The following is a 23859-nucleotide window of genomic DNA, read 5'->3' on the forward strand; positions in this document are numbered from 1 at the left end:
GGAGAGTTAAACTCTCCAAGGATTTTATACCTGCCACATACATTAATTACCAGCTAAATCCACTCTTCGGATAAGATATTACCTTCAAGTCCCACGACAACCTGCTTTACGGGAATCTTGCGAGATGCCTTTTCCGCACCTTCTTTAGCGATCTGTGCTAGTCCAAAACAACAGGGTACCTGCATGATCATAACGGTTAGGGTATTAATCTTTGCATCATCAATCAATGCTCTTATCTTCTCGGTATAGACCTCCTGATCAGAATCAAGCTTCGGACATGCAATTCCGATGCTCTTTCCTTTCAGATAGTCCTTATGGAAATCCCCAAGTGAAAAAGCCGTACAGTCCGCCGCCAGCAATATATCTTTACCTTGAAAATAAGGCGCCTGCGGGGATACCAAATGCATCTGTATTGGCCACTGCCTTAATTGAGAAGGACGCTTCCCCGTTTCGCTACCTTCCAGATCTGTCTTTTCGCTAAAATCTATCGTTCTTGATCCTGGACATCCACTCATTTTGCCACCTCCTGTAAAAATTTTTCTTCTAAATCACAAATAAACTTTTCATACTTTTTTGGTAATTCTTCACCTACCGAAGCATCGGCCTCATTACATTTACGAAACATCTCACCAACTTGAGTTGTTGATAGCTGACGATCGATCCAGGGATAAAGAATTTCATCTTCTTTTTTAATATGTTGTGTGAGTAGTTCCCGATAAGCAAGCATATTCTCCTTGATGAGTGCTTTATCACCCTTTTCAGCGCCCTCAACAACCAGCCTGATATACCCCCTTCCTGTATCGTGATCTTTATACATAACTTGAATAATATCAGCCTTTTCATCAACATACCGAAACAAAATATCTTCTTCTTTCATATGATGATATTTGTCTGCATATGTCCTAATAAAATCAACACACTTTAAAACCAAATCCTTATCTACCTTTATGCTACTTTCAATATAATCAACTATGGTAGGAATTAAAGCCAAAAGCCGTTTGATCAGGACATGCTCGTCAACAAGTTTTCTTACCGACGGTGAATACGTAATTTTCTTCGGAGCCGATTTTTTTGTTGTATCTATCACCGGTTCCGAAACCTTCCTGTCCGGATAAATAGCCTTTTCGATTCGGTACATCAAGGTAGCCTCTTGCTGAGGGTCAAGATTGTGTATCCCCACAACATCCTTCAAAAGACAACTACCTACCGAACACGGGACGCAACCAATGCCATATTCATCAAGAATACGGCCTACTTCAGGACAGGCATCGATGATTGTTTTGATTTCTTTGTTTAATACATTCTCCAAAAATACCCTCCTATTACTATGGTTTCAGTAATAAAATTATGCTTAAAATGGCATTATAACGAACAATGGCACGATATGTCAAGTTATAATCTTTGCTTCATTCTATCATCACGCCTGAAAACAATCCGCATTGGCCTTATCAACATTTCATCCTTTAATAACCGAAATTCATTTATAAAAGTTCGTTGCCTCAGTCTCCTCAACTGGCCGCTTAAGGCAATCCTCAATCATTTCGACCTTGAAACGAACATCTCCCGGGCTTAATGCCTTCACGACAACCTTCCAGGTTGTTGTTGCCTTTGGTGCAAGGCTTGGCAAAGGATCAAAGATCACGGTATTACCAACGAATGTTCCCTTGGTAGGACCAGCAGACGATATATATTGCATCGTATCTTCAAGGGTGCAGTATATCTTAATGTTGGTGCTGTAATCAGAGCCCTGGTTGGTCACGGCAATCTCGTATGTCTCATTTTCTCCAACCTCTATTGGGTCAGCAATATCAATTACTTCTAGTAAAATAGCCGCGATGCCGATGACATCCGTTATAACAGTTGCAGACACCGGGTTGGCGCACATCGCCTTAACGGTTGCAGTGTTTTTTATTTCACCAAGACCCTTATCTTTCAGGGTCACACTAACCTTCGTGGAGTCATTCGGCAGTAAAGTCCCTAAATTCCATCTGACGGTATTCCCGGATAAGATACCACCTTGATTTGCATTTACAAATGTTGCATTTCCTGGTATGGCATCCTCAAGAACCGTTGATGTTGCAGGACCATCGCCCTTATTGCTTACCTCAATTGAGTAATTAATATCGCGACCTGTATAAATCCTTTCCGGTCCTTTTTTGGTAATGGCCAGTACCGGTTGTATTACAACGGTGGTAGTCGTGTTGGATTCTGCTTGCAGACCACCTTCCGCAACCACAGTCGCAAAATTCGAAAATTTTCCTGTTCTTTCTGCCTTGGCAGTGAAGGCAATTTCACGAGATTCTCCAGCCCGTAACATACCAATTTCCTGGACAATATCGCTCTTGCCATCCAGCGTTTTTAATCCTTGTGGCAGAGATTCTTTCGCTTGTACATTTTGAGCGATACCAGTGCCAACATTGCTCACCACAAGGGTAATTGGTATTTCATCGCAGAATAAAACCTCGGTTGGTATGCGCTTGGTAATAGTCAACTTCGGTTCCACGACATTTGTTATAAGGCAGAGTGGCGGTAAATTGTAAGTGACATTGGTACAAAACGGCATATCCCCTGTTTCTAATGACACTCCATTAACCCGAATTTCTTTCATCTCATTCGGTTCAAGGTCTCCGACAAACCATCTTGCCGTACCCTCAGCTTGTCCTTTCTGGAACTTGGGAATAGAGTTCCTAAGCTTGTACTTATACGAAAAAGTTTCCGTTATCTCAACATCCTTTACCTTTTCGTCGGAAATATTGGTAATTTTTATAATATAATCAAAGGGCTTGCCGACCTGAATTTCCGGCGGTGCTTTTTTTTCTATAAAGATAATACCGTACTTCTTGTTAATTGCAGAAAAGGTTCTGCTGCTTTCTCGTTTCTCGGGTGCAACTTTCCCGCTACCCGCATGTAAGCGTTTATGTCTTTGTCCCGGATCTTCTTCAATATGCCCATGTGCATAAGGTGGGTTTTCGTTTAAAACTGCACTTTGCTGATAACTACAGCCATATATGCTAAATACTCCCAGAAAGAACAAAGATATCAAAAGATTCCGTCTCTTTTGCCAACTCATGTCATAACCCCTTTTCAAAAAATCTTGAATATTTGCAACATTTTAGTGTTTTGAACTTTCATGACGACGTAAGATAAATCCCACATGCTGGTTCAACTCTGACAGGGTTCTGAAACCCTGTCAGAGTTATAAAATAGCTAAGAAGTCCTGGTTTTTCAAAAAACTAAAATGTTACGAATGTTTTAAATACAAAGACATGCACCTGATACGGCAAATATTATATTTTGTAATCAATAAAGGTCTTTCACTACAACATGTGGTATTTCCAAGGGTTAAACATATACCTTACAAATATTCAGCAAATAAAGAAAGCCGGTGCGTCGGTGGACGCCCCGGCCTTCTTTTGAGATTTCAACCTACTATCTGCCAGGTACTGTATGAAAGAAACACTATTTATAGAAATTTGTAGCTTCGGTTTCTTCTACTGGCCTGCGCAGACAATCCTCTGTCATGATAACCTTGAAACGAACATCTCCTTCATTCAGTGCCTTCACTACAACCCTCCAGGTCGCTTTTGCCTTTGAAGCAAGCGTTGGTAACGGTTCAAAGGTTACTGTCTTTCCGTCAGCAGAAACGCTTCCCGTCGTTGGCCCTGAAGAAGATACGTATTGCATCTCATCTTCAAGTGTGCAGGTAACTTTAATATTCGTACCAGTATCAGAACCTTGATTGGTTACCACGATCTCATAGGTTTCACTGTTACCAACCTCGATTGGATCCTCGAGATCAACTACTTCAAGCAGAATAGCTGGTATACCCACGACTTCGGTTGTGGTCGTTGCTGAAACAGCCTCAGCACACTCAGCCTTTGCTGTTACAGAATTTTTCACTACACCAATATCCTTAGGATTCAAGGTTAAAGTAAGTTTCTGTGAGTCCTGAGGTTTTAACGTCCCTACATTCCAGGTAACTGTATTACCCAACAATGTAGCTCCCTCACTGGCGTTCACCACTGACGTATTAGCAGGTACAACGTCCTCAACAACAGTTGATGTCGCCGGGCCATCACCTTTATTCGTCACCTCAATACTATAGGAAATATTACGTCCCAGGAAGACCTTCTCCGGACTACCAGCTTTTGTAATGGCAAGAACTGGTTGTCTTACGATCGTTGTTGTTGTGTTGGATTCCGCACTCAAATTTCCAGCGGCAATCGCCATCGCGGTATTATTAAACTCTCCGGTTTTTACCGCTTTTAACGTCAGAGCTACTTCTCTCGACTCTCCCGGGTTTAATGAGCCAACATCTAAAACCACATCCGTTCTTCCGTCCTGTGTCTCCAATCCAGCCGGCAGTGTCTCCTTAACTTGAATGTTGCTGGCAACACCAGTGCCTGTATTTGTAACCACAAAAGTTACAGGAATCATATCACAAAGAGATACCTCAGACGGAGCATGTTTTGCGATGGTTATTCTCGGCTCAGTAATGATTGGATCAATGCAAAGTTCCGGTAAATTATAGGTTACGTCGGTACAAAATGGCATATGCCCGCTCTGTGTTGGGATACCGCAAACCTTAATTTCTTTTGTTTCTTCCGGTCCCAATTCTCCCAATAACCATTTTGCCATACCCCCGCCACTACCAGCTCCCAATTCAGGATTAGAGCTCTTCACCTCAAAATTCTTAGGCAGAGTCTGAGTAACCTCAACATTCCTCACATTTCGTTTCGTAAGGTTAGTAGCTTTTATTACATAACAATATTCTTCACCTACGCGTCCGGTGCAAGGGCCCATTTTTTCCAAATAAATAACACTGCAACAATCCTTGTTATTGGTTGGATACGCACCATCCGCAACGCACATATCTCCTTTTGGGGCCTCCTTTGGAGCCTCTGGTTTATGCGTACGTTCGTGTCTTGGAGGCGGCTCGTTTTCAACATGTCCATGATAGTACGGCGGAGTCTCTGCCGTATGGTTCACACCGCTTTCGTATTTAAACATCCCGCATCCGTATAGTGTAAATGCCATAAAACCAGAAATACCCAGCACTTTATACACACTATTCCACAACTTCATTACTCCCCCCCTTTCTAAAAATGTATGACCTTCCAAAGAGCCCTCTTGTTTTCCATAAAATACGAGGCTGCTCTTTTGCTGCTGATGCAGCTTTCACCCTACTTTTGAGTATTTATAAAATCATAAACTATAGTCAAAATCTGTCTCTGGTCGTATCAAAAAAATCTTACTGCTAAACCATACAACACTTCGGCAGTAAGACTATTTTTTCGTTTTCAGGAATGTTTTCCGTTGCATCCTCATCTTAAAAAATATTTAAAGTCCTTTACTTTGTGCACCCTGATCGTTCAGGATTTTCCTTTGCCGGATCTATATAAATATACTTAATGACAACTATTGTCAAGAGAAAATTGCAAGACTTTCTCTCTTTTACCGTTTCATAAAACCAGAAAAAATGATAAATAATGCCCTATCGTTTTAAGAAATAGTAGAGTTGACCGAAGGTATTTAAGTTCCCCGCCTCATACATAGCCTGATCCCCAATTCCGAAATATACATCTGCTCTGGCCGGGGTTTGAATGGCACTCCCCGTATCCTGATCAAGGACAAAGAAGGATTTCCCGGTTCCACTATTCTCTTTGTCCCAAAACTTCCATGTCTTCTTTGCCTTCTTTGGTTCGATAACTGCAAAGGCCAATCCGCCCGCAGGGAAGACCTTTTTGTCGGTAGCGATGCTCCTCATAGGAGTTACCGGCACCCCGATAGAACCGTACGGGGTTGCGTAGTTGACTCGTTTGAAAAAGATAAATCGATCGTTCTTCTTGAGATAAGAATCCAATTCGCCGGGATGCTGCTGAAAATAGCTGATGAGTGTCGAAAGGGTCAACTCCTCTTCCGGAATCTTTCCATCCATGACGAGCATACGCCCAATGCTATTGTATTTGTGACCTGAATCCGCTGCATACCCCACATAAACCTTTTCACCCGACGAGAGCTTTATTTGCCCCGATCCCTGAACATGGATAAGATATGCATCCAATTTAGATTTGAGATAGACAATTTCAAGACCCTTCAGGAGATTGCGATCTTCGATCTCCCGCCGTGTATAATAAGGCTTCCTAAAATCCGATGGCATTTTATAAATAGGATAACGAAATTCTCCGGTCGGCGTAAGACTTCCATCGTAGATAGGTGTTCCATAACCCGTGAAATGCACCTGGCCCTCATAAGCATTTCCTATGGCCTGAAAGACCCTGAAGTTTTTTATGATGAAATCATTGATCTCCTCGGCGTCTCGGCAACGAAGAAAACCTTCCCGAAAGAATTTTAAGGAATCTTCCAGATTTTCATGAGAAAAACCCGTCATATGAAATCCATACGGATTCGTCTTAACCCTCTTAAAGTAGTCAAGACTGTTGTCGATTGAATGCAAGAGGGAGTCCCGGCTATAATCATCTTTAAAATGAGGAAGGAGTGTAGGATCGGTAATCTCTACAAGGGTATCTCCCGGTTCTTTCGGAACCAGAAGCGGCCTTTTCTTAAACATTGCGCAGCCTGATCCCATAATAATGAGAAGAGTAACCGTAAGAAGAAAACACGGATGGCCGTTTCTTTTTAATCTCATGTGAACCACATCCTCCTTTACCGGGAAAATTACCCAAAAGCTTAAATCTCAAACAAACGTAAGGCGGTATTGTATATTTCTTATGATGGAGAATCAAAGAAAAAATGAGGAACATAGAAGTAGCCCGTGTACCCAACAAAAATAATCCGCTTGACAAATTTGTCCCATATAAAGTAAAATCGCACCTTTCATAATTATAATAGCTCTTTTTTAATAAAAATCGATTACAGGTAATTCTCCCGCAAATGTGGGAGTTAAAAGGGAATCTATATTTCATTACCAGATGAGATAAAGAGCGGACCCGCCGCTGTAACCGGGAACGAAAGTCACAATACCACTGTCTTATAACCATAAGGTGGGAAGGGGTGACCAAGTAGGATGATCCGGAAGCCAGAAGACCTGCCTGTGATCGCTTCACGTTGTCTTCGATGGTAAAGAAGGTGAAGGATATACAATCCACAGATTTTGCAGCTACTCTGTGAAAAGAAGATTTGCTGTCCCATTGCCTTTGCGGTAACAAAGGACTGGGATCCTAAGAGAAGAACGTATAGAATTATCCGGGGGTATTCCTGATTTCTTCGTTCCTTTTACGGCAAACTATTCAGGGTATTTATCTGCGTCTAAGAGAAAATCTGTGATCGTAAAAATCTCCTAAAACCCATGTCTTCTCCGTTGAAGGCATGGGTTTTTTTGTTTCAATAAAGGGATTTCGTTGACAAGAAAAATACCAGTATTTTTCCTGGTTTTCCTGTTATTTTTTGCTACAGCACGTACGGCAGAGGCAATGCACATCACGGAGGGAATCTTGCCCTTTCAGTGGTTTGTTACATGGTTTGCCGTATCAGCACCCTTTGTGGGGATCGGTATGTATCAGGTAAAGCGGAAGAAGAGAACGATACCGAGTTATCTGCCCATGGTTGGGCTGTTGGGGGCTGCGGTGTTTGTGTTCTCCTGTTTTCCCATCCCTGTCATTGCCCTGAGCGGAATGGCTACTTCCCATCCATGCGGCACAGGAATGAGCGCGGTGTTGCTAGGTCCGTTTGTTAGTGTGCTGGTGGCGGCCATTGCTTTACTGATTCAGGCGCTGTTTCTCGCCCATGGCGGACTGACCACCCTGGGCGGAAATGTCTTCTCTATGGGTATCCTGGGGTCATTTTCAGGTTATTTTGCCTTTAAAATGGCACAACGCTGCAGACTGCCGCTCTTTTGGTGCGGATTTCTTGCCGGTATGATCTCTGATATATTTACCTATCTCGGTACATCTCTTGAATTAGGGTTACTCGTGATCAACGGCGGTGGATCATTTGTTAAGGCTACAACGGAAATATTTGCAGCGTTTATGATGACCTCGCAAGGAATCCTTTGTCTTGTTGAGGGTGCCGTAGTGGGGTTTGTAATGGTTTTTATTTACAAACGACGCCCGGGTATTTTGCTCAACCTCGGAGTGATCAAAAATGAAGCTAAATCCATGGGGACATAAGTTACTAATTATCCCTTTTGCAATTATTTTTGTCATGTCGGCATTGCTCTCTGTATCGTCATATTCCTATGCAGAAGAACCAGAAAACAGAACTGAGGCACGAGCAATACAAACAAATGAGGAATCACCCTGGACTGGCATTGATGTAAGTATTGTAGGTAAATATGCATCAAAATACGGACACCCGCCGCGCGACCCTTATATTAACACCGATCAGGGAGATTTGCTTCTCTTTGTATTTACTCTTGCCGGGGTGATTGGCGGATTCGTCATGGGATTTAATGTGCGAAGACTTTTTTATGAAAAATAAGCGGACCAATGCTTCTCCCCCGTGCGTGACTGCGAACAAAGTTGTCAAAGGCATAAATTACATCACATGAAATTTTTACACCATACGTTTTCCGATCTCTATGCCCGTCAGGATAATTGGCTTACAAGGATTGACGTAAGAATAAAAATGCTTTACGTCACCTTATTGCTTTCTTTAAATGTATGGACAAAGAATGCAACCGTTCCCCTCTTTTTTCTTTTCGTATCTTTTCTCTTACTTTTTACCATAAAAATCCCTTTTACGGCAATCATTCGAAACATGTCTCTACCCATAGTATTTGCCATGCTTATCTTTCTCGTTAAGAGTCTGCACGAAGGGAAGCAGGTGTGGCTTTCCATTTCAATCCTGGGCTACAATCTGGCCTTCAGGGGAGAAGGGATATGGAGCGGACTTCACGTCTGCAGCAAAATACTCGGCGGTGTCTCATTGCTTATGCTATTCTCGTTTACCACAACGATCGGCCGTCTGTGCACAGGATTGACCTGGTTTCGCATACCAAATACCGTTATTGAACTTCTGGCTTTTATGTACCGGTATAGCTTCCTGCTCTTGGATGAAGCATCCACGATGTGGACTGCTCAAAAATCAAGGCTAGGCCATGTCTCGTGGAAAAAAACGATACACTCCCTTGGCATTTTGGGGGGGCTTCTTGTTATTCGTGCGTTTGACAGGGCAGAACGAACCCATGATGCAATGTGTGCCAGAGGGTATGAGGGTGGTGGCATCCTGACGATACCCTTGCCACCATGGGGGAAAAAAGAGTACATCTCATGTATAGGAATGGTTCTTATCATACCCATCCTTGTTTATATAGGAAACATGCGCCTATGCTAACGCTACAGGTCAGAAATATTCAGTACCGGTATCATGACGGAACGGTTGCATTACGTGGTGTCTCTCTCGATATCAAAAAAGGTGAGTTTTTGGCCATTCTCGGTCCCAACGGGTCAGGAAAAACAACCTTGCTAAAGCACCTCAATGGTCTGCTGAAGCCGGCAGACGGGGAAATTGTGCTGAATCAAAAATCTTTTGCTAACTATCCTCCAAAGGCAATATTCCAAAAAGTGGGGTTCGTATTTCAGGACCCGAATGACCAGTTGTTTGCGCCATCCGTCTGGGAGGATGTCGCCTTTGGTCCCATGAACCTGGGTTTCCCAAAGAATGAGATTGCAGGCAGGGTGGATGAGGCATTATCTCTGGTTAATATGGGGCTTTATGCCAACAAAACGGTAGATGCCCTGAGTTTCGGACAAAAGAAGCGCGTTTGTATTGCAGGAGTTCTTGCAATGAAACCGGAAATCCTGGTGCTGGATGAGCCTACCTGTGGACTCGACCCTGCCGGCGTCACTTCCTTGATGACACTGCTGAAGGAGTTGAACTGTAAGCACGGCATCACGATCATTATGGCAACCAATGCAATAGATCTCGTGCCTCTTTACATGAACCGGCTGGCAATTATGTATCAGGGCACGCTTCTCAGGATTGGCGATCCTGAGGAAGTATTTTCAAATGCAGCAGAAATACCGTATGCCTGCCTGGAACTTCCCCAGATTGCCCAGTTAATGCAGATTTTAAGAGACGAAGATCATCTTCCCATGGACAGCCTCCCCCTTACCGTGGGAGATGCAAGAAAGTTTTTAACGCACAGACTAATCAGCAATCATTTAACAATTCACACGTAGAGATAACCTAACAGGTCGTCTCTGCCGGACAAATTATGTTTAAAGGTCATGGTGGAAATATAAAACCGTTCCTTACTCCGGGAAATAGCAGCATCCTCGATTTTAGCGCGAGCATCAATCCCCTGGGGTACCCGGAAAAAGTTAAAAAGACGGTGATGGATAACTTTGACGATATCTTACATTATCCCGATATCGATTGTGCCAGCCTGAAAAAATACCTCTCCCGGAAGATTGGACATGCTGAGGAAGAAATTATTGTGGGAAATGGTTCTACTGAGTTATTCTATTTGATCCCACGCGCACTCAGGCCAGCCAAAGGAATTGTTTTTCAGCCTACCTTCAGTGAATTTACCGAGGCGCTGAAATGCAGTTGTACGGAAGTAATTAATCATGTGTTAAAGGAAAAAGACGGCTTTGGTTTTCGGTATTGCAAAGATGACTTTCGGGATCAAAAAACAGGGATGGTTTTTCTCTGTAATCCAAATAATCCGACGGGCCAGTTAATAGAAAAAGGCGCCATCGTAAAGATGGCAAAACAGCATCCGGACATAATATTTGTTGTGGATGAGGCGTTTGTAGATTTCCTTGATTCACCTGAAAAATACAGCGTTATAGACGATGTGGGCGCAATGGGTAACCTGATTGTCGTGAGGTCTCTTACGAAATTTTATGGCTTTCCTGGTATACGAATCGGATACCTTGCGGCTCACGCGGATCTGATTAAAAAAATGGTGGAATACAAGGAGCCGTGGTCAGTAAACGCCCTGGCTCAACATGCCGCCATGGCAGCAATGGAAGACAGTGAATTTATTTCCAGGAGCAGGGAGTTTATGTTCCGTGAACGATTGTTTTTGTTTCATGAATTATCCGCTATCGATGGACTTTTGCCGTATGAACCAACGGCTAATTATATTTTTGTCAAAATAAAACAAGACACGATGACTTCTTCGTCGTTGTGCAAGCGTTTAATAGAGGATGGTATCGCTATTCGTGACTGTTCAAACTTTTTAGGACTCGATAACTCATATTTTCGGGTAGCGGTGAGGACCAGGACTGAGAATATAAGGCTTATTGAGGCGTTAAAGAAAATAGTCGCCGGAAAATCTATCATGGCGGGTTTCTTGGCAAATTAGGCCTTCGTCGGCTTATACGTACACTTTTCACGATAACATTTCTCTCCCCCATCGCATCCCTCCGTCAATGGGGAACATTTGTTGTTCCCTCAGTGAAGGGGATCAAAGGGGAAGACGAAATTTCTATACGCCGGATACCAAACAAAAAACCTGTTGGTCCGGGTTGTAAATCCGAATCCGTATAAAAATTAACCCTGTCAGGGTTTGAAACCCTGACAGGGCTGATTCGCGAATTTCAAATTTCAGATTTTGACTCTTCTGGCTTGTTCTGACCTTTTAATTTTTCCGGATACTTCGCGGTTATTATTAACAGAAAACGTATGATAAAAAGATCTATCATGATACAGGGCACGGGTTCACACGTGGGCAAGAGTGTTCTGGTCTGCGCCCTGTGTCGTATTCTGAAACAAGACGGTCTCAGGGTTGCGCCATTTAAGGCGCAAAATATGGCCCTAAATTCATTTGTGACAAAAGATGGAAGGGAAATGGGACGGGCTCAGGTAGCACAGGCTGAGGCAGCAGGTATCGAGCCCGCGATCGAGATGAACCCCATACTCCTTAAACCAACGAGTGACCGCGGTTCACAGGTCGTTATTATGGGCCAGCCAATAGGGAACATGACTGCCAGGGAGTATTATCAGAAGAAAAACAAATTCATTTCAATCATAAAAGAAGCTTACGATACGCTACGGAACCAATTCGATGTCATTGTCATAGAAGGCGCCGGCAGCCCTGCCGAGATAAATCTGAAGGATGGGGATATTGTCAATATGGGCATGGCAGAAATGGCATCCGCTCCCGTATTATTGGTGACAGATATTGACCGCGGCGGCGCCTTTGCCTGGATTGTGGGAACGCTTGAATTACTGACCGAAAGTGAAAGGAACCGGGTGGCGGGCGTCGTATTCAACAAATTCCGGGGAGACAAGAATATCCTGAAACCTGGACTGGATATGCTGGAAGAACGCATCAGGAAACCCATCGTAGGAGTAATACCATACCTGCATCAGTTGCATATCGATGATGAGGATTCCGTTTCTCTTGAAACTATAAGCGGCAAAAAGGCAGATGTTCCGCATAACAACACGGTGGATGTCGCAGTAATTCAATTGCCGCGTATATCGAACTTTACGGATTTTGCGATATTTCGCCACGAGAAAGACATAAAAATTCGTTTCGTCGACAGGGCGCATGATGTTGGAAATCCTGACTTACTTATCATCCCCGGCACAAAAAATACGATCGGCGACCTGCTGTTCCTTATGGATCAGGGCATAGCAGATGAAGTGGTGAGATTATCAGGGCAGGGTGCGATGATCATGGGTATTTGTGGCGGGTATCAGATGCTGGGACAGGAAATCCACGACCCGCATCATGTCGAATCAAGACACAAGGATATTCAGGGGCTAGGGCTATTGCCTACAATCACCACCTTTGCCAGGGAAAAACAGACCTACCAGGTAAAGGCACACATGCTGGGTCATGAAAATCTGTTTCATGCAGACGATGAGATCTCGGGATATGAGATTCATATGGGCGAAACAACGTATAACGGCCATAATCCCGTTAAACCCTTTGCAAGGATTACCGAACGGGCAGGCGAGCGGGTAGATATCCTGGACGGTTGTGTTTCTGCCGATGGCAACATCATCGGCACGTATATCCATGGCGTCTTCGATAATGATGGCTTTCGTTTTAATCTCATTCAACACCTGAGAAAGAAAAAGGGGCAAACACCTTCGTCCGGCAACCTCATAGAATTTAAAAGAATAAAAGAACAGAAATACGATGAACTGGCGGACATTGTCCGGAGAAATATAGATTTGGACATGATTTATAAAATCTTGGACACACTTTAAGCGTTCATGAACACGAAAACAATCGAAAGAAAACTTAGTATTTTTGAAAAGTTCCTGTCAATATGGGTAATACTGTGCATCATTACCGGGGTGTGTCTCGGCAAATTTGCCCCCGCTGTTGCAAAATATCTTGATGGGCTTGCTATTACGGTAAATGAGGCGCCTGTTGTGTCAGTTCCAATCGCTGTGTGCCTGTTTTTTATGATGTATCCCATTATGGTAAAAATTGACTTCACTGAGGTTTTGAAGGCTGGCAAGTCAATAAAACCCGTTGGGTTGACGCTGTTTGCCAACTGGGCAATTAAGCCATTTACCATGTATGCTATTGCCCTGTTCTTCCTGGGTTTTCTGTTTCTTCATCCGATAGGTACGCATGCCTATGATTTTGTAAAACTTCCACCAGGGGCCGATTGGGCTGTTGGCTCTCGGCATGGCGCAGGAATAGTAACACTGCATCATAGCGGCAAGATGCTCCTTATCCCCCTGTGGAGGAGTTACCTCGCCGGCTGCATTCTGCTGGGAATTGCACCATGTACTGCTATGGTACTCGTTTGGGGTTATCTTGCCAGAGGCAATGATGGACACACCCTTATTATGGTTGCAATAAATTCGTTATCCATGCTTGTCTTGTATGGACCGCTCGGTGGTTTTCTTTTAGGTATCGGACGGCTTCCCATCCCCTGGCAGGCACTTGTTCTTTCAATTGCAATATATGTCGCACTCCCCCTTGTTGCCGGATATTTTTCAAGAACGTGGATAATCAAACTAAAAGGAAAAACGTGGTTTGATGAAAAATTTTTGTATATGCTCACACCTGTATCAATTATTGCCTTGCTGATTACCCTCGTTCTTCTCTTCTCGTTCAAAGGTGAAATAATTCTTACAAAGCCGTTGACAATCCTGTGGATAGCAATACCCTTATTTATCCAAACGATGCTTATTTTCTGGATAACCTACGGTCTTGCTAAGGTATTAAAATTTTCTTATGAAGATGCTGCGCCTTCTGCCATGATCGGTGCAAGTAATCACTTTGAGGTTGCAATTGCAACTTCTACGATGCTTTTTGGCCTTGCTTCAGGTTCGTCGCTTGCCACAGTAGTCGGAGTGCTGATTGAAGTGCCCACTATGCTATTTCTGGTTTATATTTGCAATAAGACACGGAATTGGTTTGCCTTTTAGTTTTATGAAAAGTCAATTTACTTGTGCAAACAGGATATAATGGAGTCAAAGCCGGGCATAGCCGGGACGGAGCTGATAAAATGTTTGAAAGATTTTGGTATGATACGGGAAGATTTGCTATATAAATATCTTAAATGATTTGATATAGCATTGTCATTGCGAGCGATAGCTAAGCAATCTCTCCCTCCCTAAGATTGCTTCGTTGCTTTACTTCTTGCAATGACAGACTGCTTTTTGTATTAATTAAACATAAATTAATTTAAGTAAAAAGTATGCAAAATAACCCTTCTTTTTCAGAACGACACGGTTTTCAAAAAGAACCAAAGCAGATTACAATACGTCATGAAGCCCCTCTCAGATTGCGGAAAGCTATTTTAGATATAGCCATTGAGGCTGGTTTTAAGGCAAAAGATATCAGAGATGTTTTGTGTCGAAAATTACATGAGATCGAGAACGAAGATAATTGGTCTGACGAGCCTGTTATGAAAGAGTGCTTGGATTTAATTAAGGGTTGCGAGTGGTTTAAAGTCTATGAGATTTGTGAAGTTCTTGCACAAGAAAAGAACATTCCACTTGTATGGAGAAATTCATTTGAAAAGGAGTTAAATAAATTTTTTATTGAAGAGGGAATAGGATGGAAACTTGCAAATGGGTTAGTCGTTACCCGTGGTGAAAAAGATTTTGAAAAGGTAATGTCTGTCGCCAAGGAGCAGTTAGAAGAAACAAAAAGAATGACGGCTAAATCAGAACTTGGAGAGGCAATAAAAGATTTATCGAGACGTCCAGAACCTGATATAACTGGGGCAATTCAACATAGTATCGCTGCATTAGAATGTGTTGCTAGGGATATTTCAGGTGAACACAAAAAAACTCTTGGGGATATTATAGGAAAGATAAAGATTCCACAACCCATAGATAAAGCAATTGAAAAGATATGGGGATTTGCGAGTAATCAGGCACGTCATATTAAAGAGGGCACGAAGCCCGATTTTGCAGAAGCAGAACTTACAGTTCATTTGTCCGCTGCCTTGATTTCTTATCTGTGTGAGAAGAATAAATAGAGAGATGAAAATATGGCTGAATCACTGATAGAACAATTACCCAAGATTGTTGCTGAGGGGAAGAAGGAGGTTGAACGGATACTGGAGAGGATTTCTTCTGCTCATAAGCTGACGTTGCAGACAAATGAGTTTGTGCTGCCTTGTAAGAACAAATCGGGCCTTTTCAAGGGACAAACTCCTGACTTCAAGCCAAAAGCAAAGAAATATTTTGGCGAGTCACAACTTGGATTCACAGGTATATCCAATAGTGGCCAGCAAAAACTATATTCGGAAATTGGCGGTGAATGGGTAAACCGTTTGTGTTACGGAGACAATCTCCTTGTGATGCAGGCGCTACTTGCAGGCGATCCGGCAACGGGTTTACCATCTATACGCGGGAAGATTGATTTGATATATAACGACCCACCCTTTGACAGCAAGGCAGATTACCGTACAAAGGTTATTTTACCCGGCGCTACATTAGAACAAAGACCTACCGTTATTGAGCAGGCGGCCTATTCAGATACATGGAAAGATGGGACGGCGAGCTACTTAAAGATGATGTATCCACGCCTGGCGCTCATGAGGGAATTGCTCAGCGAACAGGGGTCTATTTATGTGCATATCGACTGGCATGTGGGACATTATGTGAAGGTGTTGATGGATGAGATTTTTGGGAAAGAGAACTTTATAAATGAAGTAGTTTGGAAAAGAAGCGATTCTCATAATGATGGTGCTCGATATGGAGTAGTTGATGATCGAATCCTTTATTATTCTAAAAGTTCAGAACGAATATTTAGTAAGCTTTATAAGCCTTATTCACAAGATTATCTTAATGATTTTTACACTAAAACAGCTGAAAATGGGCGAAAATACAGATTAGATCACTTTACAAAACCTAAGGGAAGTATTGGATATTTTTATGAATACAAAGGCGCAACACCACCACCCAACGGCTGGAGATGTCCTATCGAAACGATGCGGGAGTTAGATGAGAAAGGTTTATTGGTTTTTACAGAATACAAAGTTTATAAAAAACGATATCTAGATGAACAACTTGGTAATCCGTTAAATACAATTTGGGATGATATAACTGGACAAATTAGAAATCAATCTGTTAATTATGACACACAAAAACCAGAAGCATTAATTGAAAGGATTATTGAAGCTTCATCAAATAAAGATTCTATTGTCGCAGATTTCTTTGTAGGTTCAGGCACTACCGCTGCCGTTGCCGAAAAACTTGGTCGTCGCTGGATTGTGTGCGATATCGGTAAACCAGCCATCATGATCACCCGCAAACGCCTCATTGATCAGGAGGCAAAGCCGTTTCTTTATCAATCCATTGGGGATTACCAGAAAGAGGTCTTTACCTCAAGCAGGTTATTCCGCCGTGTAGGCGATCTCGCCCATGTAGTGCTCAATCTTTACGGCGCAATACCCTTTCCGGAAGAAAACAATCCCAACCGCAACATCGGTTACATAAAAGAATCCAAAACGCTGGTCATGGTTGATTCTCCATCAAAACTGACAGGTTTTGCCACCTTGAAAAAGGCGCAGGAACTAAGGGAATCCTTTATGGGCGGGTGGAAGAAGGTGGTCGTCCTGGGCTGGAATTTCGTCTTTGACATTGCCGCGCAGATACAGGCATTGAACGATGATAAACTGAAGTCCTGGTTATACCGCCCGATCTCCTCGATAAACTCAAGACAAAGGCAGGTTACGAAAAGCTCTTAAAGACAGGACAGGTGCGTTTTTCATCCTTACAGTATTTGTCCATTAAAAAGCCAGAGGTAAAAGGCATTGATGCTGATATGGATGAATTGACCATTACTTTGGACAACTACGTCCTGCTTTCGCCAGATGCCCTGCCGCTCGACGAGGCAAACAAGGAGAAATTGCAGGAAGTAATCGAGAAAGACCCTCTGGCGCTGATTGAATATTGGTCTATTGACCCTGACTATGACGGCGAGACATTCAGGAGCAAGTGGCAGGATTACCGGGATAACACATCGAACGATTCAGACCCGCACCACGTAATCCTTGAAGCCAAATTGAAAGTTCCAAAAGTTAAACACAAAAGAAAGATATGCGTAAAGGCAGTGGATGTGTTTGGGTTTGAGAGTGTTGTGATTAAGGAAATAGAGCAATAACCATTACGGAGATTATAAAGAAGGTGATTATTTAGCCAAGTGAAGTATGATTGTCATTCTGAGCGGAGCGAAGAATCTTTTGTTGTAACAACACAAGACTCTTCGTTTCACTCAGGGTGACAAAAACAAAGGTTTTTAATAACAGTTTAGTGTTTTAAGAAACAATTGTGTATCTTTTGGATTATGGTAGAGGCAATTCATGAATTGCCTCTACACATCGCCGCAATAGAATTAACCCTGTCAGGGTTAGCGTCCCTACACTGTGCGACAAAATATCGTGATTACTGGAATTTTTTCAAAAAACTAAATTGTTACAAAGAAATAGCGTAATTTTGCTGCAGTAATTTAAAGAGACGATGATATGACACAAGAAGAGCTTAAGAAATTACTGGATGAATTTGTGGCTTTACCTTCAGAAACCGAGTGGTTGGAGTTTAAAGAAGCAAAAGATAATTATGATTTTCATAAACTGGGTGAATATTTTTCCGCTTTAAGCAATGAAGCCAATCTTAAAGGCAAGCCGTCTGGATGGTTGATTTTTGGTATAGATAATAAAACGAGAAATATTGTTGGTACCCGGTACCGTCCTCATAGAAATAGTCTGGACAGTTTAAAACTGGAAATAGCCAACAAAACAACCAACCGCATTACATTTATGGAAATTCATGAACTTCATTTGACCGAAGGACGCGTAATTATGTTTCAAATTCCTGCTGCGCCAAAGGGAATCCCAATAGCCTGGGAAGGGCATTATTATGGCAGGGATGGTCAATCTATTGGCGCTTTAAATATACAAGAAATAGAACAGATTCGCAATCAGGTTAAAGACTATGATTGGTCTGCTCAGATTTGTGATGGGGCGACTATTCAGGAATTAGACCCAAATGCAATCATAAAAGCCCGCGAAAAATATAAAGAAAAATTTCCACAAAAAGCCCAGGAAGTAGATAAATGGGATGATATCGCTTTTCTCAATAAATCGAAAGTAACCATTCAGGATAAAATAACAAGGACTGCAATTATCCTTTTAGGCAAAGAGGAATCAGAACATTTTCTTAGTCCTTCCATCGCTAAAATTTCCTGGGTTCTGAAAGATGAGAATGATTGGGAAAAGGATTATGAGCATTTTGGGCCACCCTTCCTGCTAAATTCAGATGCTGTTTACAGCAAAATTCGTAATTTAAAATACCGCTATCTACTTAAAAACACCTTGTTTCCTACGGAAATCACACAATATGAACCTTATGTAATTCGAGAGGCATTGCATAACTGCATTGCGCACCAGGATTATGGTTTAAAGGGACGAATCACTGTTGTGGAAAAGCCGGATGAGTTAATTTTTACGAATCTCGGTAGCTTTATTCCCGGTTCGGTTGAAAAAGTAATTGAGCAAGATGCCCCTCAGGAATATTACCGGAATCAATTTTTAGTAAATGCAATGGTTAACCTGAATATGATAGACACCATTGGTAGCGGTATCAAAAAGATGTTTATCTTGCAGCGTAACCGTTATTTTCCAATGCCCGATTACGATTTAGGCGAGCCTGATAAGGTCAAGGTTAGGATTATCGGGAAAGTACTGGACGAAAACTATACAAAAATGCTCATAGACAATACAAACCTGGATATCAAGACAGTTATTTATCTGGATAAAGTGCAGAAAAAACAACGACTTACTAAAGATGAATTCAAGCTATTAAAAGCTCAAAAATTAATAGAAGGAAGGTATCCTAATTTCTTTGTTGTTGCAAAAATTGCCGCTATTGCAGGAGATAAAGCAAGTTATATTAGGAACCGTGCCTTTGATAAAGAGTATTACAAAAAAATGATAATAGCTTTTATAAAAAAATATGGAGCCGCAACTAGGCAGGATATTAATAATTTAATACTCGACAAACTGTCAGATACATTAGATGAAAGACAGAAGCAAAATAAAATTACAAACTTACTTGCTGAAATGGCAAGGAAGGATAAAACCATTAAAAATAATGGATCATATAAAAAACCTAATTGGATTTTGACCGAATTTTATAAGTAAATTATAAATAAATTATAAGTAAATTATAAATAAATATTTTATAACTATTTGGCAAACCAGTAGTTAACAAAGAGATATTTAGATAGAAATTAGAAGGGTTTTAGGCATAATCAAGCGGTATAGAGAAACTCTTATACAATATACGCTAAAAACTGAATAATTGCTTGGAGGTGGAATAATGCTTCAGGAGCAAGAAATACTGAAGTTGATAGCAGGCGGTGAAAACTCTTATATAGAGTTTAAAGAGGATACCGTTGATAATAAAAAGCTTGCAAAGGAGATGATCGCATTGTCCAACCATAGAGGCGGCTACCTCCTTCTGGGCGTTGATGATGCCGGGAAGATTTCAGGAATTACACTGGATGGCAATGAAGAACGCATTGCAAATATATGTTCTGATTCGATAAAACCGGTAATAAATCCAGCATATTATGAAATGAGTATTGAGGATAAGCGCATCGGAGTCGTTGAAATTGATAACGGCTGCAATAAACCATATTACATGGAGGATAAGGCTGCAAAGACAAACCGCTACTATATGAGATACGGCAGTACGACAAGGGAGGTAAAGAACAGAGATGAACTTCAGAGGCTCTTTCAGGCATCCCAAAATATTCACTATGAAATTATCCCCGCCTCTTATGCAAAACTGGAAGCGTTGGATGAGTATGAGATAAAGGAATATCTGAAAAATAACAGAAGCGGCATTGAACTGACTGAAGAAAACAAGCTGAGCCTGTTCCAGAGTCTTGAGCTGATTACTTTTGCCGACAACCAATACCGTCCGACAATTGCCGGTCTCCTGCTTTTTGGAAAAGACCGTGTTACAAAATGTTTGCCACAGGCAGAAATCATGTGTGTAAAGGTTTCCGGGACACATATCACCGACGGGAAAGAAAACCTGAAATTTTTTGAGCGGGATGTATTTAACAATTTTAAGGACGCTGTTAGCTTTTTTTATCTTTATAATAAGCAATCCTTTGTGATTGAAGGGATGAAACGAATTAATTTTTACGATTATCCAGAAAAGGCTTTTCGGGAGATTCTGGCAAATGCCATTATTCACAGGGATTACACGATAGCAGGAACGGGTATTGCCGTCTGGATATATGAAGACAGGATAGAAATTAAGAGTCCGGGTGGTCTTCCCAATACCATAACGATTGAAAAGATGAAGGTCGGCGTCAAGTATCACAGAAACCCGGTATTGGCACAGTATTTTTTTGATGCGAATATGGTTGAACGGGCAGGACAGGGCATTCCGAAATCCAACCGGTGGCTAAAAGAAAATGGAAATCCAACACTTGATATAAAAGAAGATGAACACGAGGTAGTGGTAACGATGTACAAACGAGGAAAAATTACATAATGTCCATACCCTTAAACACAGGCACCAGAGAAATTCCCTTAAAATTTGCCAGGGAAATAACAGGGTTTGTTAATAGCGCGTGGGATAGCGGCGAATTTCTTGCAAAAGTAACCCCTATTACCCAGGATTTACTGAGATTCTGGTTCTTTGACTCCTTCAGGGAAACCCGTCACATTAACTTTCACGACGGACAACGGCAGGCGATTTTAAATACGATTTATGCGCATGAAATACTACAGCCGGAATCTGTGTTTGATTTGTATTCAATGATAAGCAATGAAATTCTGGCAGAGATGGATTTGAGTTACCTGAAAAAAGACAAGTTCAGCCACCCCAAATACTGCATGAAGATGGCAACTGGCACTGGCAAGACGTGGGTAATGAACGCCCTGCTTATCTGGCAGTATTTGAATGCAAGACACGAAGAGAAACCGGGTGGATGCTATTCCACGAATTTCCTGCTTGTTGCCCCCGGTTTGATTGTTTATGAAAGATTGCTGGACGCCTACCTTGGAAAACAAAAGGAAGATGGGAGCCGTGACTTCGAGGCTTCAGATTTTAAGCAATATGAAAAGCTGTTTATCCCACCGGCATACAGGGATGAAATCTATGGATTCATCCAGACCTGTGTTGCTAAGAAGGAAGAAATTGGACGTAAAGTAACCGGTACAGGTTTAATTGCCATAACCAACTGGCATTTGCTTGCCGGGGAGGAAGAAGAGATTGATAACGATATTTCACCTCTTGAAGATCCTTCGATAGCAGTTAAAGAAATATTCCCTGTAATGCCAGGCACTTCTGCCGGACATGATTTAAATACCCTGGACAATAAATATCTAAGCGGTGGTGAAATCGAATATCTGGCAAACTTAAAAAGCATCGTTGTTTTTAATGATGAGGCGCATCATATACACGAAACAAAACGGGCGGGGATTGTTTCAGAGGTGGAATGGCAGAAGTCGTTAAATAAAATATCGGAAAATAAGGGAAAGAAGTTTATCCAAATTGATTTTTCTGCAACTCCCTATGATGTGACAGGAAGCGGGCAGCGAAGGACAAAACATTATTTTCCGCATATTGTTGTAGATTTCGATTTGAGGAATGCAATTCACGGGGGGCTTGTAAAAACAATTACCCTGGACAGACGCAAAGAAATTGCCACTATGGAGCTTGATTTCAGGGCAGTGAGGGATGGCAATAAGGTAATAGGGTTGTCAGAAGGACAGAAATTGATGCTCCGTGCTGCTCTGACGAAACTCAAAATACTCGAAAAGGAATTTACGGATTTTACAAAAGATAAAAATGGCATTACGGATAAACATCCCAAGATGCTGGTAATATGCGAGGACACAGCAGTTTCTCCTTATGTTACCGAGTTTTTAATACATGCCGAAGGGCTTGGTAAAGAAGATGTTGTCCAGATAGACTCTGATAAGAAAGGAAGCATTCCTGCAAAGGAATGGGATACGATTAAACAAAGACTGTTTAATATTGATAACCATGATAAACCAAAAGTCATCGTTTCGGTATTGATGCTCAGAGAAGGGTTCGATGTAAATAATATCTGTGTTATTGTGCCTTTGCGTTCAACGCAGGCGCCCATTCTTTTGGAGCAGATACTTGGAAGAGGGTTGCGGTTAATGTGGAGAGAGCCTGAATTTCAGGACGCAAAGGAAGAAAACAGAACAAGGCTTCTTAAAAGGAAGGAAGCGCCTTCGAACTATTTAGATATATTAAGCATTGTGGAACACCCGGCATTTATTGAATTTTACGATGAACTTATAAAAGAAGGGCTTGTTGGTGAAATAACTGAATTACCCGGGGATAGAGAAGGTATTTTAGGGGATATTATCAAAGTCGGACTCAAACAGAATTATAAAGATTATGACCTGTACTGGCCTGTAATAACACAGGAACGAGAGGAATTTTTAAAAGATGTGATGCCTTCTCTGGACAAGTTAAAAAATATGCCATGGTACAATCTCGACCAGCTTAAACTGATGGTGTGTGAAAAAGGCGAAACATTCTATTCAGAGGAAATGACCGTAAAAACAAGGTTTGGCGACTACAAAGTTACCGCTGAGCTTTTTACGGCAAAAAGCTACAATGAGTTTTTATCAAAGATGGTAAAGATAATTACCAGCACCGTTGTCAGGGTTACACAGCGGAGCACAAAAGATTATCCCATTATGCAGATTAATCAAGCCAACCTGGTGCAGTTAATTGATGACTTTATAAGATGCAAGCTCTTTGATCAGGAATTTAATCCTCTGGAAGATAATAATTGGCGTGTGCTTTTGTTGTCACAAAAAGGTATTACAGAGCACATAATAAAAGAACTCAGCAAGGCATTATATGAGATGCGGAACACCGTTGATGTGCAGGATGCAATTGTTATAAAGCAATATTTTTCGCAAGTACAGCAATTAAGAATGCGGGAGAATTTTTCTCTTGATATCGTAAAAACAATATATGAAAAGCTTCCGTATCCTTCCAATAAAGGTGAACTGGAAAAGAATTTCATGCTGGCATGCGATAGTGACAGTGTGGTAAAGGCGTTTCTCAAGATTAGTGAGATTTATCATGATTTCGCGCATTTGAACTATATCAGGAGTGACGGTATTTTGTCGTCTTATTGTCCTGATTTTATCTTAAAAACAAAAGATCATATTTACCTTGTTGAGACAAAGGCACAAAAAGATGTAAAGGATGAAAACGTATTACTGAAAAAACGGTCAGCCCTGGACTGGTTAAAGAAAATAAATGAGTTAAAACCACATGATCGGGATGGTTGTGAGTGGTCATATGCCCTTTTAGGTGAAAATACGTTTTATAGCATGCAATCAAAAGGGGCTTCTATCAATGAAATACTGGAATATTCAAAACTCACAAAACCGCGTATTGAAGGCACACTTTTTTGAGATCGAAAGGATACGTTATGTAATG

General features: G+C 41.6%; 18 protein-coding genes and 1 riboswitch. Of the genes, 13 read left to right on the forward strand and 5 right to left on the reverse strand.

The window, feature by feature from the left end:
• Positions 1-53: 53 nt before the first annotated feature.
• The 5 genes from BIY37_RS09850 to mltA form a co-directional block, all read right to left on the reverse strand.
• On the reverse strand, positions 54-515 hold the full coding sequence (locus BIY37_RS09850) for a 4Fe-4S ferredoxin (protein ID WP_070067675.1): 462 nt from the start codon (positions 513-515) through the stop codon (positions 54-56).
• Positions 512-1309: a hemerythrin domain-containing protein gene (locus tag BIY37_RS09855; protein ID WP_070067676.1), complete on the reverse strand. Its 798-nt coding sequence runs from the start codon at positions 1307-1309 to the stop codon at positions 512-514. The genes BIY37_RS09850 and BIY37_RS09855 overlap by 4 nt, the downstream gene beginning before the upstream one ends.
• Positions 1310-1477: 168 nt before the next feature.
• Positions 1478-3070 carry a DUF11 domain-containing protein gene (locus tag BIY37_RS09860; RefSeq protein WP_070067677.1) on the reverse strand — a complete coding sequence of 531 codons (1593 nt, stop codon included), beginning with the start codon at positions 3068-3070 and terminating at the stop codon, positions 1478-1480.
• Positions 3071-3459: 389 nt separating this feature from the next.
• Positions 3460-5085: a DUF11 domain-containing protein gene (locus BIY37_RS09865; RefSeq protein ID WP_070067678.1), complete on the reverse strand. Its 1626-nt coding sequence runs from the start codon at positions 5083-5085 to the stop codon at positions 3460-3462.
• A gap of 409 nt (positions 5086-5494) precedes the next feature.
• Positions 5495-6649, reverse strand: coding sequence for a murein transglycosylase A (gene mltA / locus BIY37_RS09870; protein ID WP_070067679.1), 1155 nt, complete (start codon positions 6647-6649; stop codon positions 5495-5497).
• Positions 6650-6860: 211 nt separating this feature from the next.
• Positions 6861-7070, forward strand: a riboswitch (cobalamin riboswitch).
• Between the two features lie 291 nt (positions 7071-7361).
• Here mltA and BIY37_RS09875 point away from each other — a divergent pair.
• The 13 genes from BIY37_RS09875 to BIY37_RS09930 all read left to right on the forward strand — a co-directional run bounded on the left by BIY37_RS09875 (position 7362) and on the right by BIY37_RS09930 (position 23834).
• Entirely contained in the window at positions 7362-8129 is a 768-nt protein-coding gene (locus tag BIY37_RS09875) for an energy-coupling factor ABC transporter permease (RefSeq protein WP_201789423.1), read from the forward strand.
• A complete protein-coding gene (locus BIY37_RS09880; protein WP_070067680.1) occupies positions 8104-8439 on the forward strand; it encodes a hypothetical protein in 336 nt (111 codons plus the stop codon). The genes BIY37_RS09875 and BIY37_RS09880 overlap by 26 nt, the downstream gene beginning before the upstream one ends.
• A gap of 66 nt (positions 8440-8505) precedes the next feature.
• Positions 8506-9294, forward strand: coding sequence for a cobalt ECF transporter T component CbiQ (cbiQ, locus tag BIY37_RS09885; RefSeq protein WP_070067681.1), 789 nt, complete (start codon positions 8506-8508; stop codon positions 9292-9294).
• Entirely contained in the window at positions 9288-10142 is an 855-nt protein-coding gene (locus BIY37_RS09890; protein WP_070067682.1) for an energy-coupling factor ABC transporter ATP-binding protein, read from the forward strand. Before cbiQ ends, BIY37_RS09890 begins: the two co-directional genes overlap by 7 nt.
• A gap of 35 nt (positions 10143-10177) precedes the next feature.
• Entirely contained in the window at positions 10178-11275 is a 1098-nt protein-coding gene (gene cobD, locus BIY37_RS09895) for a threonine-phosphate decarboxylase CobD (RefSeq protein WP_070067683.1), read from the forward strand.
• A 320-nt stretch (positions 11276-11595) separates the two neighbouring features.
• Positions 11596-13134, forward strand: coding sequence for a cobyric acid synthase (locus tag BIY37_RS09900; protein WP_179129362.1), 1539 nt, complete (start codon positions 11596-11598; stop codon positions 13132-13134).
• 6 nt (positions 13135-13140) lie between these two features.
• The gene (gene arsB / locus BIY37_RS09905; RefSeq protein WP_070067684.1) at positions 13141-14313 is read left to right on the forward strand and encodes an ACR3 family arsenite efflux transporter; all 1173 of its coding nucleotides are present in this window, start codon (positions 13141-13143) and stop codon (positions 14311-14313) included.
• Positions 14314-14585: 272 nt separating this feature from the next.
• Positions 14586-15374 carry an AbiJ-NTD4 domain-containing protein gene (locus BIY37_RS09910; protein ID WP_070067685.1) on the forward strand — a complete coding sequence of 263 codons (789 nt, stop codon included), beginning with the start codon at positions 14586-14588 and terminating at the stop codon, positions 15372-15374.
• Between the two features lie 12 nt (positions 15375-15386).
• Positions 15387-17090 (forward strand): site-specific DNA-methyltransferase, encoded by a 1704-nt coding sequence (locus BIY37_RS09915; RefSeq protein ID WP_201789424.1) that lies wholly within the window; start codon positions 15387-15389, stop codon positions 17088-17090.
• 11 nt (positions 17091-17101) lie between these two features.
• The gene (locus tag BIY37_RS13695; RefSeq protein ID WP_201789425.1) at positions 17102-17506 is read left to right on the forward strand and encodes a hypothetical protein; all 405 of its coding nucleotides are present in this window, start codon (positions 17102-17104) and stop codon (positions 17504-17506) included.
• A 361-nt stretch (positions 17507-17867) separates the two neighbouring features.
• The gene (locus BIY37_RS09920) at positions 17868-19544 is read left to right on the forward strand and encodes a putative DNA binding domain-containing protein (protein WP_070067686.1); all 1677 of its coding nucleotides are present in this window, start codon (positions 17868-17870) and stop codon (positions 19542-19544) included.
• Positions 19545-19722: 178 nt separating this feature from the next.
• Complete coding sequence (locus BIY37_RS09925) at positions 19723-20913, forward strand: RNA-binding domain-containing protein (protein ID WP_070067687.1); 1191 nt, start codon at positions 19723-19725, stop codon at positions 20911-20913.
• Positions 20913-23834: a DEAD/DEAH box helicase family protein gene (locus tag BIY37_RS09930; RefSeq protein ID WP_070067688.1), complete on the forward strand. Its 2922-nt coding sequence runs from the start codon at positions 20913-20915 to the stop codon at positions 23832-23834. The genes BIY37_RS09925 and BIY37_RS09930 overlap by 1 nt, the downstream gene beginning before the upstream one ends.
• Positions 23835-23859: the final 25 nt, after the last annotated feature.

This window comes from Candidatus Brocadia sapporoensis (genome assembly GCF_001753675.2).
GTDB classification, from domain to species: Bacteria; Planctomycetota; Brocadiia; order Brocadiales; family Brocadiaceae; genus Brocadia; species Brocadia sapporoensis.

Coding starts and splice junctions, on each gene's coding strand:
- BIY37_RS09850 (WP_070067675.1), bottom strand. CDS start 515: ATGAGTGGATGTCCAGGATCAAGAACGATAGATTTTAGCGAAAAGACA.
- BIY37_RS09860 (WP_070067677.1), bottom strand. CDS start 3,070: ATGAGTTGGCAAAAGAGACGGAATCTTTTGATATCTTTGTTCTTTCTG.
- BIY37_RS09865 (WP_070067678.1), bottom strand. CDS start 5,085: ATGAAGTTGTGGAATAGTGTGTATAAAGTGCTGGGTATTTCTGGTTTT.
- mltA (WP_070067679.1), bottom strand. CDS start 6,649: ATGAGATTAAAAAGAAACGGCCATCCGTGTTTTCTTCTTACGGTTACT.
- BIY37_RS09880 (WP_070067680.1), top strand. CDS start 8,104: ATGAAGCTAAATCCATGGGGACATAAGTTACTAATTATCCCTTTTGCA.
- cbiQ (WP_070067681.1), top strand. CDS start 8,506: ATGAAATTTTTACACCATACGTTTTCCGATCTCTATGCCCGTCAGGAT.
- BIY37_RS09890 (WP_070067682.1), top strand. CDS start 9,288: ATGCTAACGCTACAGGTCAGAAATATTCAGTACCGGTATCATGACGGA.
- cobD (WP_070067683.1), top strand. CDS start 10,178: ATGTTTAAAGGTCATGGTGGAAATATAAAACCGTTCCTTACTCCGGGA.
- BIY37_RS09900 (WP_179129362.1), top strand. CDS start 11,596: ATGATAAAAAGATCTATCATGATACAGGGCACGGGTTCACACGTGGGC.
- arsB (WP_070067684.1), top strand. CDS start 13,141: ATGAACACGAAAACAATCGAAAGAAAACTTAGTATTTTTGAAAAGTTC.
- BIY37_RS09910 (WP_070067685.1), top strand. CDS start 14,586: ATGCAAAATAACCCTTCTTTTTCAGAACGACACGGTTTTCAAAAAGAA.
- BIY37_RS09915 (WP_201789424.1), top strand. CDS start 15,387: ATGGCTGAATCACTGATAGAACAATTACCCAAGATTGTTGCTGAGGGG.
- BIY37_RS09920 (WP_070067686.1), top strand. CDS start 17,868: ATGACACAAGAAGAGCTTAAGAAATTACTGGATGAATTTGTGGCTTTA.
- BIY37_RS09925 (WP_070067687.1), top strand. CDS start 19,723: ATGCTTCAGGAGCAAGAAATACTGAAGTTGATAGCAGGCGGTGAAAAC.
- BIY37_RS09930 (WP_070067688.1), top strand. CDS start 20,913: ATGTCCATACCCTTAAACACAGGCACCAGAGAAATTCCCTTAAAATTT.